The sequence below is a fragment of the Ilumatobacter sp. genome (assembly GCF_965215205.1).
Classification (GTDB): Bacteria; Actinomycetota; Acidimicrobiia; order Acidimicrobiales; family Ilumatobacteraceae; genus Ilumatobacter_A.
In genome coordinates this window covers 295,504-310,121 of the sequence record NZ_OZ244049.1, presented here as the reverse complement: position 1 = coordinate 310,121, position 14,618 = coordinate 295,504, and the positions used below count along the sequence as shown (strand labels likewise).

Sequence of the window (14,618 nt, the reverse complement as noted above, 5' to 3'; positions counted from 1 at the left end):
CTCGGGTCACGCGCCGACCCGCGCACCCATCTCGTCGGGTGCCGGATCCCCGTCGCCCCCTCGGGCGCCACGCCCCGCTCCCTCGTCGCCGAGCCCGCCGTCGCCCGCCAGCACCCCGCCCCCGAGACCGACCACGACCTCGTCGAGCTGCGGGCTCGCCAGCTCGTCGACGAACATCCGCGCCCCGGTCGGCAGGTCGATCAGCTCGACGCCCATCGCGGCGAAGTGGTCCTCGAGCGCCGGCGAGACCATCCCCCCGGCCCACGGCCCCCAGCCGAGCGACTTCACGACGCAGGCGTCGCCGCGCCGGTCGCGCTCGCGCACCGCGACTTCGTCGAGCACGGCGTTCGCCATCGCGTAGTCGGCCTGGCCGACGTTGCCGGTGCGCGCCGCGACCGACGAGAACAGGCACAGGACGCGCAGCTCGTCGTCGGCGGTCGCGTCGAGGAGGTTCATCAGCCCGACGACCTTCGTGTCGAACACGGCGTCGAACTGCTCCACGGTCTTGTTGGCGATGAGCTTGTCGGCGAGGACCCCGGCGCCGTGGACGAGCCCGGTGACGCGACCGACGTCGCGGCGCACCTCGGCCAGCGCGTCGGCGACGGCATCGGAGTCGGTGATGTCGACCCGCCGGTACTCGGCCCGACCGCCCGCGAGCTCGATCGCGGCGAGGGTCGCGCGGATCTCGCGGTTGGCGAGCACCCCTCTCACCGTCGCCTGGAGCTCGGTCGGCGTCGGCCCCCGACCGGAGCCGTTCGCGTGGTCGAGCTCGGCTCGCTTGAGCGCCGCGTCGTCGCGGGCGTCGGCGAGGTGGTTCGGCTCGTCGACCAGCTCGGTGCGACCGAGGAGGACGAAGGTGCATCGAGCGAGGTGCGCGAGCTCCACGACCGTGGCCGCGGTGACGCCGCGAGCGCCGCCGGAGACGACCACGACGTCGTCGGCGTCGAGCGGGAGCGACCCCGGCCGGACCTCGACGTGGTCGTGGACCCGCTCGGACCGGACACCGTCGGCGCCGAGCGAGACGTCGCGGTCGTCGCTTCCCCCGAACAGCTCGTCGGCCACCGCCCGCGCCACCTGGTCGGCGTCGCGGCCGTCGCGCTCGACGTCGATCGTCTTCGTCACCACGCTCGGCCACTCCAACCCGGCGGTCCGCACGAGGGCGGGGAGTCCGCTGGTCCAGACCGCGTGACCGCCCGCCCGCCGAGCCGAGGTGCGGTCGTGGATCGCGACGAACGCCCCTCCGGCACCCGCGCGCGCGGCGTAGGCACGCACGGCGGCGAACGAGTCGCGGTTGCGTGCGAGCGCCTCGACGGCGTCGGCGACGGGACGCAACCCTCCGAGGTGGATCACGATCGAGGCCACGGTGTCCTCGACCGAGGGGGATCGGATCGCCTCGACACCGCGCCGGACCAGGGTCGACACGAGGGCGTCCGCCACCTCGGCGTCACCGCCGACGACGGCCACCTCGCGGTCGAGCAGGCCGGGCAGCTCGGTCCCCGGCTCCGCGAGCGGCCGGGACCGCCGCACCGTGCGACCGAACGTCGACCTCGATGCGGGCGGGGCGCGCAGCGCACCGTCGTCTCCGTCCACCGCGATCGTCGGGGACGGCGCACCACCGAGCAGCTCGGACAGGTAGTCGACGATCTGCCCCAACGTCGCCAACGCCGCCATCGTCGACAGATCCACCTCCGGCAGGTCCGGGACGCGATCCTGCACCGCCGACAAGATCTCCACCCGCTTGATCGAATCGATCCCCAGATCCGACTCCAGCTCCATCTCCACCGACAGCATCTCCGCCGGGTACCCCGTCCGCTCCGCCACCACCTCCAACAGCAACGGCATCATCTCCGACGCACCCGGCACCACCGCAGCACCGCCACCCGCCGACTCACCCGACATCCGCGAGGTCCCCTCCTCGGCCGACGACGGCGCGGTCGTCGGTCCACCGAGCAGCTCGGACAGGTAGTCGACGATCTGCCCCAACGTCGCCAACGCCGCCATCGTCGACAGATCCACCTCCGGCAGGTCCGGGACGCGATCCTGCACCGCCGACAAGATCTCCACCCGCTTGATCGAATCGATCCCCAGATCCGACTCCAGCTCCATCTCCACCGACAGCATCTCCGCCGGGTACCCCGTCCGCTCCGCCACCACCTCCAACAGCAACGGCATCATCTCCGACGCACCCGTCACCACCGCAGCACCGCCACCCGCCGACTCACCCGACATCCGCGGGATGCCTCCCTCGGCCGACGACGGCGCGGTCGTCCGGGACGGCGTCGCCTTGGGGGGCGGCGCATCGTGGCCGGGAGCGGGCGTCGAGGGTGCGGCGGGCGCGCTCGCCACCGGCGCCGGGGCGGGGCCGGGAGCCGCCGGGACCGCGGGGGGGACGGGAGTCGGCGGCGCGACGGCCGCAGGGGTGACCGCAGCCGGCGCCGAGACCGCAGCCGGCGCGGCGGCCGCAGCCGGCGGGGCGGCCGCAGCCGGCGGGGCGACCGCAGCCGGCGGCGTCGCCGAGGGGACGGTCGCGCCGGTCAGGTTCCCGAGGACCGCGAGGCCCTGCCGGGCGGCGTCGAGGTAGGCCGTGTGGGCGCGAGCGATCGAGTCGAGGTACGCGCTGTGCGCGGCGGCGGTCTGCTCCTGCGCCGACTGGAACGCCGCGAGCACGGACGGGTCGGTGCTCGGCGCCGGGGAGGGCGGCCACGCGGGGGCGACGCCGGGCGCGTGCGCGACGTCAGACGGCCCGGCGACCGGCGGCGGCTCCACGACGGGAGACGCCGACGGGGACGGGGCGGAGGGCGATGACGTCGGCGGCGTCGTGGACGAGACCGGCGGGGCGGCCGCGCTCCCGTTCGTGTTCGGGGTGTCGGCCGGGGTGGGGGTCGGGGCCGACGGGGCCGGGTTGGGGGTCGGGTTCACGGTGTTGGCCTCGGCGAGCTCGCTCAGGTCGGGGGGCGGGTAGGGGGTGGCGTTGGTCCCCGAGATGGGGATCGCCAGCTTCGGCGGCACCGCCTGGAGCGGGTCGGGGAGCTCCGCGTGATCCGCCCACAGCGCGTCGAGGTCCATCTCGACCCCGGCGGCGACGAGTTGAGCGAGACCGGTCGTCAGCGCGCCGATCCCCGTCGCCCCCGACCGGTCGAGGGCGATCGCGCGGTGGTCACGCCCGTCGAGCACGTCGCCGATCAGGGAGGTCAGGACCGACGACGGACCGACCTCGACGAAGGTGCGCGCCCCCGCGTCGTGCATCGCCTCGATCGTCTCGACGAAGCGGACCGGCGAGGTGAGCTGGCGAGCGAGCTGGGCGCGGATCTCGTCGGCGTCGTCGGGGTAGGGGCTCGCGGTCTCGTTGGCGGTCACGTCGAGCCGCGGCGGCCGCACGTCGACCCCGGCGAGGAACTCCCCGAAGGCGTCGGCGGCGCCCGCCACCACCGAGGAGTGGAACGCGGTCGCCACCGGGAGCCGCGAGGTGGCGAGACCGGCGTCGCGCAGCTCGTCCTCGACCCGGTCGATCTCGCCGGTCGGCCCCGACAGGACCACCTGGCGCGGGCTGTTGTGGTTGGCGACGACGACGTCGAGGTCGGCGCGCTCGAGCACGGCGCGGACCTCGTCGATCGCGCCGCGCACGGCGGTCATCGAGCCGGGGGTGTCGGCGGCCGCGGCCATCAGCTCCCCGCGTCGCCGCGCGACCCGCACGAGGTCGTCCTCGTCGATCACCCCGGCGGCGTGGAGCGCGGTGACCTCGCCGAAGCTGTGCCCGGCGACGTGGCGCGCCTCGACGCCGACCGTGCGCAGGAGCCGCAGCAGGGCCAGGCTGGCGGTGCCGATCGCGGGTTGGGCGCGCTGGGTCGCCATCAGCCGCTCGCGATCGGTCGCCGCCTCGTCCCGTGCGAAGGTGGTGATCGGGAACACGACGTCGGCGAGGCGCTCCTCGCCGTCGTGGGCGGCGGCGAGGTCCCACGCCCCCCTGGCCGCGGCGAAGGCGATCGCCGGGCCGGCTCCCATCCCCGGGTACTGGCTGCCCTGACCGGGGAAGACGAAGGCGACGTCGCCGGTGCGGGCGCCGAGGCCGTAGTGGATCCCGCCCGGTCCGGAGAACTCCTCGTCGGGGGCGCTCGAGATGCGCTCGACGGCCTGCTCGAGCACCCGGCGCATCCCGGCCGCGTCGTCGGCGACGACCGCGAGGCGGGCGGGGGACGCGGCGTCGTGGGCGCGCTGGGTGGTGCGGGCGAGGAAGGCGAGGCGGTGGTCGCGGTCGGCGAGGCCGGAGTCGACGTCGGGCGACGACAGGTACCGCTCGACCAGGTCACGGGCCCGGGTGGCGACGTCGGCGCCGTCGGCACCGTCGACGACGACCATCTCGGCGTCGCGCGACCGCAGGCGAGGAGCGCGCGCCCCGTCGCCGGTGTACTCGCCGAGCGCGACGTGGAAGTTCGATCCGCCGAACCCGAACGAGCTGACCGAACCGCGACGCTCGTGCGACGGGCCGCGCACCCACGGCCGCGACCTCGTGCCCAGGTGGAACGGCGACGCCGCGAGATCGAGGCGCGGGTTGGGGCGCTCGACCTTGGCCGTCTGGGGCAGGACCCCGTGGTGCAGCGCCATGACGACCTTCATCAGCCCGGCCGCGCCGGCGGCCGCCTTGGTGTGGCCGATCTGGCTCTTCACCGAGCCGAGCGCGCACCACTGGCGGTCGTCGCGACCCGAGGCGTCGAAGGCGAGCTCGAGGCCGGCGAACTCGGCGGCGTCACCGGCGACGGTCCCGGTGCCGTGGGCCTCGACGAGCTCGACGGTGCCGGGTCCGTAGCCCGCCTTGTCGTAGGCGGCGGTGATCGCGCGCGCCTGGCCGGACGACACCGGCGCGTACACGCTCTTCGACCGGCCGTCGGAGCTCGACCCGACGCCGTTCACCACGCAGTAGATCTCGTTGCCGTCGCGCTCGGCGTCGTCGAGGCGCTTGAGCGCGACCATCCCGAGGCCCTCGCCGAGCATCGTCCCGTCGGCGGCGTCGGAGAACGGGCGGATGTCCTCGGTCGCCGACAGCGCCGGGGTCTGCGAGAAGCACATGAACATGAAGACGTCGTTCATCGTGTCGACGCCCCCGGCGATCACCAGGTCGCTGTCGCCGAGGTAGAGCTCGTTGACCCCCATCGACAGCGCCGAGAACGACGAGGCGCACGCGGCGTCGGTGACGCAGTTCGTCCCGCCGAGGTCGAGGCGGTTCGCGATCCGCCCGGCCACGACGTTGCCGAGCAGACCGGGGAACGTCGCCTCGGTCCACTCCGGGTGGAGGGCGGCGATCCGGTCGCACGCCTCCTGGGCGACGTCCTCGGCGATGCCGGCGCGACGCATCCCCTGGAGCCACATCGGCCGGTTCATCCGGCTCGACATCGCTCCGAACAGCTCCTGGCCGGAGGTGACCCCGAGGATCACCGACGCCCGGCTGCGGTCGAGCTCGTGGAACTGCCCGCGCACGGCGTCGTCGAGCACCCGCTGCGCGACGATCAGCGCGAGGAGCTGCGCTGTGTCGGTCGAGGCGATCGCGCTCGGCGGGACGCCGAACCCGAGCGCGTCGAAGTCGATCGGGTCGAGGAAGCCGCCCCGGCGACCGTAGGTCGTGTCGGGGACGCTCGGATCGGGGTCGTAGTGGTCGTCGACGAGCCAGTGCGTCGGGGGGACGTCGGTCATCCGGTCGGTCCCGGCGAGGACGTCGCTCCAGAACCCGGTGACGTCGACGGAGCCGGGGAACAGCGCCGACACCCCGACCACGGCGATCGGCGGCCGGGGAGCGGTGCGGGTGTCGTTCGTCATCGGGTCCTGCCTGGCGCGGTGTGCCGGCGCCATCGGAACGGGATCCGCCGACGCCGGTGCTGCTCGGCGACGACGTGGGGTCGGCGCCGATCGCCTCACCGAACGTAGCGGCACGCGCTCCGATCCGAACCGACGCAGCTGCCGGATCGGCCGGACCCGCCTTAGCGGTCGATCGCCGTGTCGAGCGGCCGGGGCCGGTGCTCGAACGCCGCGGGTGGGACGGGGACGCCGAACGTGCGCAGCTGGTGGGCGCGGGTGAGCGCGGCCGCCCCCTCGAGCAGGTTGCGCGCCACCTGCGCGACGCGGCGGTTCTCGGGGTCGGCGAGGAACGACCCGGCCGTCCACGCGTTGAACGCTCCCATCGCCGGGCCGCACCAGATCTGGTAGTCGAGTGGCCGATCGGTGCCCTCGATCGCCCACCGGCTCGACAACCCGAGGTAGCTGCGGAACACGAGCGCCATCAGGTGGCGGGGGTCGCGCTCGGCGAGCTCGACCTGATCGGGCCCGCGCTCGAGCCAGAACTCCCGGGTCGCCGCCCAGCTGTCCTCCACGGTGGTCCCCAGGATCGCCTCGACCTCCGCACGCTCGGTCGCGTCGAGGGCGTCGAGGTCGCGCCGGCGCACGTAGAGGGCGCGCAGCTTGCGCGCCCGGGCGCCGAACATCGTCCCCCGCTGCAGGACCTGGAGGTCGACGCCCATCTCGAACATGTCGGCCGCGGGCGCCATCGTCACGTCGGCGAGGTCGGCCTGCGCCAGCATCCGCCTCCCCGCGTCGGACAGACCGGATTCGACGCACGCCTGGTTCACCGTGCCGGTGAGCACGTACGCCGCACCGAGCGCGTAGGCGGCGGCCAGCGCGGCGGGCGTCCCCATCCCCCCGGCGGCGCCGAGCCGGATCGGTCGGGTGTAGCCGTGCTCGGCGACCGCGTCGTCACGCACCCGTGCGATCGAGGCGAACAGGGGGGCGAGGGGGCGGTTGTCCGTGTGCCCGCCGCTGTCGCTCTCCACGGTGACGTCCTCCGCGACGGGAAGGGTGCGGGCGAGCGCGGCCTCGTCCGCGGTGAGTCGCCCGTCGCGGACCAGCGCGTCGAGCATCGCGCCCGGGGCGGGGTGCAGGAACCGGCGCGCCACCTCGGGCCGCGAGAGCTTGGCGAACACCGCGTTCGGTCGGCGCACCGACCCGTCGGCGTCGCGCCGGACCCCGGTGTACGCGTACCGGACGATCGCCGGCGTGAGCGACATGAACGCGGCGGCCGACACCCGGCGCACCCCGCGCTCGAGGTACAGCTCGGCGACGGCGTGCTCGAGCTGCGGCTCCTGGGGGGAGTGGATCAGGTTGCAGCCCCACGCCGGCCCGTCCGTGCCCAGCTCGGCGATCAGCTCGTCGACCGCGGCGGCCACCCGGGAGAGCTCGAGCCCGGCTGCACCGAAGAAGCCCAGGCACCCGGTGCGCGCCATCTCGATCACCAGCCGCGTCGTGGCGATCCCGTTCGCCATCGCTCCGCTGACGTAGGCGAACCGCGTCCCGTGCGCTTCGTTGAAGCTGCGGTCGCCGAGCCACTCGGGGTAGGTCGGGGGGAGCACGGCGAGCACCGGCCACGTGCCCGTGGAACCCGGGACGGGATCGGGCGGGTCACCGACGAGCTGCCCGCCGGTCGCCACCCCGTAGCGCCCCGACGTCGGATCGACCACGACGTGGGCCCGCTCACGGATCCGTCGCGCCGCGCCGACCAGCTCGTCCTCGCCGAACGCCGGCGCAACGGGGCCGGACCACGCTCCGAGCACCGCCCCACCGGGCAGCGAGGCGGAGGGGGTCGCCACGGCCATGCCGCCGACGGTAGCCGACCACGTCGCCGCCGTGACCCGGTTCGAGGCGATCGCACGCCCGGAGTCCGAGGTCGTCCACGAACCCTGTCGATCGCGGCGCCACGACGTCGGGGAGCCGACCGATGTCGTGGTCGTCAGCCGACCTCGGCGACGGCGAGCTCCCTCGCCCAGCGGTAGTCGGCCTTGCCGTTGGGTGCCCGGTAGACCTCGTCGACGAAGACGACCTCGCGCGGCGCCTTGTAGTCGGCGACGGTCTCCTTCACCGTGGCGACGATGTCGTCGGCGTCGGTGGGCTCGGACACCGAGCACACGAGCACGACCGTCTCGCCGAACCGCTCGTGCGGCACGCCGACCGCGTTGCAGTCGACCACGCTCGGATGGCGGCGCGCCGCCACCTCCACCTCCTCGGGGTAGACCTTCTCCCCACCCGAGTTGATGCACACCGATCCGCGGCCCAGCAGCGTGACCGTGCCGTCCTGCGCGATCGTCGCGAAGTCCCCCGGGACGGTGTAGCGCACACCGTCGACCGTGCGGAACGTGTCCGCGGTCTTGGCCTCGTCGTTCCAGTAGCCGCGCGGCATCGGCCCCGACGCGCCGAGCATCCCGGGCGTGGCGCTCCCCCGCGGCAGCACCTCGCCCGACACCGGGTCGATCGTGACGACGTTCGGCGGGGCGGTGAAGATCGCCGTCTCCGCCGGCTCGTCGCCCGGCATCGTCATCGCGATGGCGAACGGCCCTCCCTCGGACGCGCCGATCATGTCGAAGACGACCGCGCCGGGCGCGTGTCGCTGGAGGACGCGCTTCTGATCGGCCGACAGGGTCGCGCCGGTCGACACGATGCGGGCCAGCGTCGACAGGTCGCGACCGGATCGGGCCTCCAGCGAGGAGTTGATCGGGCGGGCGAACGCGTCGCCGACCAGCGAGAGCTGGGTGACGCCGTGGCGCTCCACCAGGTCGAGCAGCTCGTCGGCGTCGAAGGAGCGACCGCCGAGCAGGACGACGGTGCCCCCCATGACGAACGCGCCGATCGCGAGGAACAGCGCGGTGCCGTGCATCAGCGGCGGGGCGCACAGCATCACCGGGCTCCTCCCGGCAGCGCTCAGCTCGGCGGCGATGCGCCCGACGTCGTCGACGGTCGACGGGACCTCGACGCCGGCCGACTGGTAGGCGGTGAACGCCAGCGCCCCGAACAGGTCGGCGTGCCGCCACACGACCCCCTTCGGGTCGCCCGTCGTCCCCCCGGTGTAGAGCATCAGGGTGTCCTCGCCCGAGCGCTCGATGCGCTCAGCCGGCTCGGACGCGGCGACCACCTCGTGGTACCACTCGGCACCGTCCGCCAGCGGCTCGCCGTCGTCGACCTGCAGCAGGGTGGTCACGGTCGGCATCGCGGCGCGAGCCTCGGTGACCCGGTCGCCGAGCGAGCCGTGGAACACGAGCACCTCGGCGCCGGCGTCGTCGCAGATGTACGCGATCTCGGGAGCCTTGTAGCGGTAGTTCACGTTGACCGGCGTCGCCCGCAGCTTGAACGCGGCGTACGACGACTCGAGGTACTCGGGGCAGTTGAACATCAGCTGCGCGACGCGGGTCCCCGCCGTGGCACCCCGCTCGGAGAGCGCCGTCGCGAGCCGAGCGGCCTGCTCGTCGAGCTCGCGCCACCGAAGGGCCCGTTCACCGACCACCACGGCCGTCTGGTCGGGTTGCGCGTCGGCGAACGCCTCCCACAGGGTCGCCCAGTTCTCGCTCACACCCGTCGCGTCGTCGTCAGCCATGCTCCCCCGATGCCGTCCCGTCGAAGCGATCGACCGTACCGGTCACCTCGGCGGGGTGACGAAGCCGAAGCGACTCGGCGACGGGTCGCGCGTGTCGCGCGCCACGCGACGAACCTCGTCGCTCCGGTCGCGCGAACGTCGTCCCAGCGACCACACTGCGGACCACGATGCTGAGCGTGGTGAGCTGGGACCTGCACATCGGGTGGCTCACCCTCGGCGGCGTCGCCCTCATCGCGCTGGCGACCCTCCCTCGTCTCGTCCACGACCGGCCGCTCTCGGTCCCGATCCTGTACGTCGCCGCCGGCTACCTCGTGTTCCGGTTCGGCCCCGGTCTCAGCGGGCCCAAGCCGCTGGGCGTGGGGTTCGACGCCGACGTCGTCGAGTACGTCACCGAGCTCGTCGTCATCATCTCCCTCGTCGGGGCGGGTCTGCGCATCGAGCGTCGAGCGGGGCTGACGAGCTGGAGCAGCGTCTGGCGCCTGCTCGCGATCACCATGGTGATCTCGGTGCTCGCGGTCACGGCGCTCGGCGTCTGGTTCGTCGGCCTCGGCCTGGGCGCCGCGGTCCTCCTCGCCGGGGTGCTCGCCCCCACCGACCCCGTCCTGGCCGACGACGTGCAGGTCGATCGTCCCGGAGAGGACGTCGAGGTCGATCGCCCGGGTGAGCGGCACCCGCACGACGAGATCCGCTTCACGCTCACCGCCGAAGCGGGGCTGAATGACGGCCTCGCGTTCCCCGTGATCTTCCTGGCGATCGGCATCGTCGCCGTCGGGTTCGAGGCCACCCTCGTCGAGTGGCTGTGGCGCGACGTCGTCGTGGCCATCGGGATCGGCACCCTCGCCGGGTGGCTGCTCGGCACCCTCCTGGTCCGGCTGGGGCACGGGATCGGATCCCTGTTCCGCCACGAGACCACGGAGGGGATCGCCGCGCTGGGCGCGACCGTGCTCGTCTACGGGATCACCGAGGCCGTCGGCGGCTACGGGTTCCTCGCCGTGTTCGTGGCGGCGCTCGTGCGCGGCGAGGACGACGAGGGGTACCGGCGCGACGCGGTCGAGTTCGTCGAGCAGTTCGAGGCGGCTCTCGTGGGTCTCGTGCTCATCGGCTTCGGCGCCGTGCTCAGCGAGGGCATCCTGGACGCGCTGACGTGGCAGGGCGCCGTGGTGGGCGCGTCCTTCGTGCTCGTCGTGCGCCCGGTGCTCGGCAGGCTCGCGCTCGTGCGCAGCAGCGCGCCGAAGGGTGAGCGGATGGCGATCGCGTTCTTCGGCATCCGGGGCATCGGCAGCTTGTACTACCTGTCGTACGGCACGACCCACGGCGAGTTCGAGCCCGGCGCGCTCGCCTCGGTGTGGGCCACGGCCTCGTTCACGATCCTCGTGTCGATCGTCGTCCACGGCGTCAGCGCGTCGCCGCTCATGGCACGTCTGGACCAGCGTCGCGACGAGGGCGGTAACATCCACACCACCGTGATCGAGGAGGTCGAGACATGACGGACATGAGCGGCGGAGGATCGCCCCCACCCGAATCCGGCCGCAGCGCCTGGCACTACATCGGACTGCTGGTCATCGTCGCGATCATCGGCGCGCTGATCCTCGCCGCCCTCTGATCGCGCACGGCGTCGTCCGCGCACCTCGCCACCGCGCTCGTGCGCACATCGCGCGTCAGGTGCGCGCCCAGAGGTACTCGCCGGGGACGGTCTCGGTGCCCACGGTCAGCGTCCCGGCGTCGTCCACGCGCAGCGACGGGCCCTCGGGCACGATCCACGCCGACCGGCTCGGGCCCTCGAGCTGGTACTCGCCCAGATCGGTGCCGTCGAGCCGGAACGCCGTGGCGGCACCCTCACCGTCGACGTGGACGAGGACCTCGTCGGGCGAGCGCGAGCCCGCGAAGCCGTGGACCTCCTCGAGCGCGCCGTCGAAGGGGGCCACCGCGAACGCGGGTCGCAGCGTCACCCCGTCACCCGGGGTGACCGTCCCGGGCACGACCACCCACTCCCGCTCCGCGATCCCGAGCACGGCGAACCTCTCCGGCGACACCCACATGACGTCGTACGGCGAGAACGCGCCGACCACGTCGGGTGCGAGCCCGCTCCCGTCGTCGACCGCGAGCAGCTCGCCCGTCTCCCGCTCGGTGATCCCGACCACGCCGCTGATCGAACCGACCGCGAGCAACGACCCGTCCGGGCTGACCGTGGGGACGTACCCCTGGTTCGGGGTCCCCTCGAAGGTCGCCGCCTCCGGGGGCTCGGCGGTCACCCACACCCCCGAGACCGGTTCGCAGCACGTCCCGACGTAGGCGATCGCACCGTCGGGGGTGGCCGACACGTGGTCGACCGAGTTCGGTCCGGGGCCCTCGGTCACCGCTGCGAGCTCCTCGGGGCTCGGACCGTCGTACAGCAGCACCGGATCGGCCGACGGGTCCGCCAGGAGCACCGCGTCCCCCTCGGCGTCGATCGCGACGATCGGACCGGACGGCGAGGGCGCCGCGGGTCCGGTCGCCGCCGTCGTCGTGGTGCCCGGGACATCGGTCGAGGTGGTCGAGGCCGGATCGGTCGGCTCCGGGGCCGCGCTCGCCACCGGCTCGCTCGACGCCGCCGCGGTCGGCTCCGGCGCCGTCGTCGGGTCCGGGGCGGTCGTCGGCTCGACGGTCGCCGGGATCGTGGGCGCGGCCGGGGCGGCCGTCGCCGGGCCGTCGTCGACCGCTGCGGGCTCGTCGCTCCCGCACGATGCGAGCGCGACCGCAGCGGCGGCGACGGCGCCGAGCGTGACCCGTCCGAGCGTGATCCGACCGAGCGAACGACGATCCATGTCGCCGAGTCTGCCCGGCCGCCGGAGCCGTGTCGAGGCGGCCACGCCCGGCAGCGAGCCGGGAACGGCGGCCGGGTACGTTCGCGGTCATGAGCGCTGACGCCGAGGTTCGCACCTTCTGCCGGATCTGCGAGCCGTCGTGCGGCCTCGTGGCCCACGTCGACGACGGGAGGTTGGTGAAGCTGACCCCCGACCGCGAGCACCCCGTCACCGAGGGCTTCGCGTGCCACAAGGGCCTGGCCATGGTCGATCTCCACCACGACCCCGACCGCCTCGACCACCCGGCGGTGCGCGCCGCCGACGGCACGTGGAGCGACGTGTCGTGGGACGCGGCGATGACCGAGATCGGCACCCGCCTCGCGGCGATCCGCGAGCGCCACGGCGACTCGAGCGTCGCGGCCTACGTCGGCAACCCGACCGCCTTCAACGCCCTCGGCCAGGAGCACGTCGGCCGTTTCCTGCGTGCGGCGGGGATCCGACGCACCTTCAGCTCGGGGACGCAGGACTGCGCGAACAAGTTCGTCGCGAGCGAGGCCGTGTTCGGCACCAGCCTGGTGCACCCGATCCCCGATCTCGACCGCACCGACCTGTGCCTCGTGATCGGCGAGAACCCCCGGGCGTCGCAGGCCTCGTTCTACTCGGTGCCGAACGTGCTGGGGAAGATGCGGCGGGCCGCGGCGCGCGGCGCCCGCTTCGTGTTCGTCAACCCGCGCCGGGTCGAGACGCCCGAGGGCGGCATCGGCGACACCCTCCAGCTGCGACCCGACACCGACGTCTGGTTCCTCGCCTCGCTGCTGCACGCGATCGACGAGCGCGACGGGTTCGACTCCTCGGTGATCGAGCGCCACGGCGCCCACGTCGACGAGCTGCGCTCCTTCGTCGCCGGCTACCCCGCCGAGCGGACCGCGGCGGTCACCGGCGTCGACGCGGCCGTCGTGCACGAGCTCGCCGACGCCTGGGTGGCGACCCCGAGGGCGTCGGTGCACGCCTCGACCGGGCTGAACATGGGCCGCCAGGGGACGTTGGCCTACTGGCTCGTCCACGCGCTCGCGTTCGTCACCGGTCGCCTCGACGTCGAGGGCGGCAACCTTAAGAGCGACGGTTTCTTCCCCAACGCGGTCTCCGGGCGCGGGGTGACCGAGCAGCGCTACGTCGACACCGAGTTCGGCCGGCTGCGCGCCGGGAACCTGCCGGGAACGCTGATGGCCGACGCGATCCTCGACGCCGACGAGCCCGTCCGCGCGATGTTCGTGTGGGCCGGCAACCCGCTGCTGTCGATCGCCGGCGAGGACCGCCTGGCGAAGGCGTTCGAGCAGCTCGAGCTGCTGGTGACGGTCGACATCTACCCGAGCGCCACGGCCGAGCACGCGCACGTCGTCCTGCCGGCGACCGACATGTACGAGCGCGAGGACCTCAACATCGTCAACATCGGCACGAGCCACCAGCCCTACGCCCAGTTCACCCCCGCCGTCGTCGAACCGCGGGCCGAGCGCCGGCCCGAGTGGTGGATCGCGCAGCGGATGATCTCCGAGCTGGGCGGTGAGTCGCTCCTCGACGACGACGATCCCGACCCGTGGGGCAAGTGGGCCCACCTGCTGCGGCGCGGCAGCGGGATCGAGCTCGACCAGCTGCGCGAGTCCGGCGAGGTCGTGGTGCTCGACCCTCCGGCACCCGGGAGCTTCTACGACGACCAGGTGCAGACCCCGGACGGCCGGGTCGACTGCTACCCGTCGGCGTTCGCCGATGCGATCGAGCGCTGCGCGACCATGTTCGACGACGCCGAGCGCGCCGCCGGCGACGGCACGCTGCGACTGATCCACAAGCGAGACGGCTGGATGCACAACACGTGGATGTCGAACCTGGAGCGCATGCACCGGCGTGGTCGCACGACCAACCCGCTCGGCATGGACCCCGCCGACGCCGAGCGCCTCGGCCTGTCCGACGGCGACGAGATCGTCGTCACCAGCGCGCACGGCGAGGTGGGCGCGACCGTCGAGGTCGACGACACCCTGATGCCCGGCGTCGTGTCGATGGTGCACGGCTGGGGCCACGACGCGAGCCCGAAGATGCGCGTCGCGAGCGCCCACCCCGGCACCAACCCCAACGCGCTCCTCCCGTCCGGGCCCGGCTCGTTCGAGCCGCTGTCCAGCCAAGCCCACATGACCGGCATCGCCGTCACCGTCTCCGCGCGCGACCACGCGGTCGCGCCGTCGCCGGGCTGACCCGTCGAGCTCCGAGCGCCCCGCTCGCGGCGGACGGATCACACCCCGCACACCGCAGCTGCGCCCCGGGACGGCGTCGCGTCCCACGGATCCGGTACAGGTGTCGTCGGCGTCAGACGGATTCGGTACGTGCGCGGGTGTCGTCGGCGTCGGTGTCGTTCGGGTGTCGTCGGCGTCTGACGGATTCGG

At 73.7% G+C, this 14,618-nt stretch carries 6 protein-coding genes; 2 read left to right on the top strand and 4 right to left on the bottom strand.

Annotation, left to right across the window (positions count from 1 at the left end; all coding sequences use genetic code 11):
* Positions 1–6: 6 nt before the first annotated feature.
* The 3 genes from ACOOHC_RS01610 to ACOOHC_RS01600 all read right to left on the bottom strand — a co-directional run bounded on the left by ACOOHC_RS01610 (position 7) and on the right by ACOOHC_RS01600 (position 9,403).
* The gene (locus tag ACOOHC_RS01610; RefSeq protein ID WP_420452266.1) at positions 7–5,808 is read right to left on the bottom strand and encodes an SDR family NAD(P)-dependent oxidoreductase; all 5,802 of its coding nucleotides are present in this window, start codon (positions 5,806–5,808) and stop codon (positions 7–9) included.
* Between the two features lie 161 nt (positions 5,809–5,969).
* Positions 5,970–7,634, bottom strand: coding sequence for a PfaD family polyunsaturated fatty acid/polyketide biosynthesis protein (locus tag ACOOHC_RS01605; RefSeq protein WP_420452265.1), 1,665 nt, complete (start codon positions 7,632–7,634; stop codon positions 5,970–5,972).
* Positions 7,635–7,768: 134 nt separating this feature from the next.
* Positions 7,769–9,403 (bottom strand): AMP-binding protein, encoded by a 1,635-nt coding sequence (locus ACOOHC_RS01600; RefSeq protein WP_420452264.1) that lies wholly within the window; start codon positions 9,401–9,403, stop codon positions 7,769–7,771.
* A 167-nt stretch (positions 9,404–9,570) separates the two neighbouring features.
* Between ACOOHC_RS01600 and ACOOHC_RS01595 the strand changes: the two genes are divergently transcribed.
* On the top strand, positions 9,571–10,890 hold the full coding sequence (locus tag ACOOHC_RS01595) for a cation:proton antiporter (protein WP_420452263.1): 1,320 nt from the start codon (positions 9,571–9,573) through the stop codon (positions 10,888–10,890).
* A 171-nt stretch (positions 10,891–11,061) separates the two neighbouring features.
* Here the strand turns inward: ACOOHC_RS01595 and ACOOHC_RS01590 are convergent, their stop codons facing one another.
* A complete protein-coding gene (locus tag ACOOHC_RS01590; protein WP_420452262.1) occupies positions 11,062–12,207 on the bottom strand; it encodes a hypothetical protein in 1,146 nt (381 codons plus the stop codon).
* An 89-nt stretch (positions 12,208–12,296) separates the two neighbouring features.
* Between ACOOHC_RS01590 and ACOOHC_RS01585 the strand changes: the two genes are divergently transcribed.
* The gene (locus tag ACOOHC_RS01585; RefSeq protein WP_420452261.1) at positions 12,297–14,429 is read left to right on the top strand and encodes a molybdopterin-containing oxidoreductase family protein; all 2,133 of its coding nucleotides are present in this window, start codon (positions 12,297–12,299) and stop codon (positions 14,427–14,429) included.
* Positions 14,430–14,618: the final 189 nt, after the last annotated feature.

Coding starts and splice junctions, on each gene's coding strand:
- ACOOHC_RS01605 (WP_420452265.1), bottom strand. CDS start 7,634: ATGGCCGTGGCGACCCCCTCCGCCTCGCTGCCCGGTGGGGCGGTGCTC.
- ACOOHC_RS01610 (WP_420452266.1), bottom strand. CDS start 5,808: ATGACGAACGACACCCGCACCGCTCCCCGGCCGCCGATCGCCGTGGTC.
- ACOOHC_RS01595 (WP_420452263.1), top strand. CDS start 9,571: ATGCTGAGCGTGGTGAGCTGGGACCTGCACATCGGGTGGCTCACCCTC.
- ACOOHC_RS01600 (WP_420452264.1), bottom strand. CDS start 9,403: ATGGCTGACGACGACGCGACGGGTGTGAGCGAGAACTGGGCGACCCTG.
- ACOOHC_RS01585 (WP_420452261.1), top strand. CDS start 12,297: ATGAGCGCTGACGCCGAGGTTCGCACCTTCTGCCGGATCTGCGAGCCG.
- ACOOHC_RS01590 (WP_420452262.1), bottom strand. CDS start 12,207: ATGGATCGTCGTTCGCTCGGTCGGATCACGCTCGGACGGGTCACGCTC.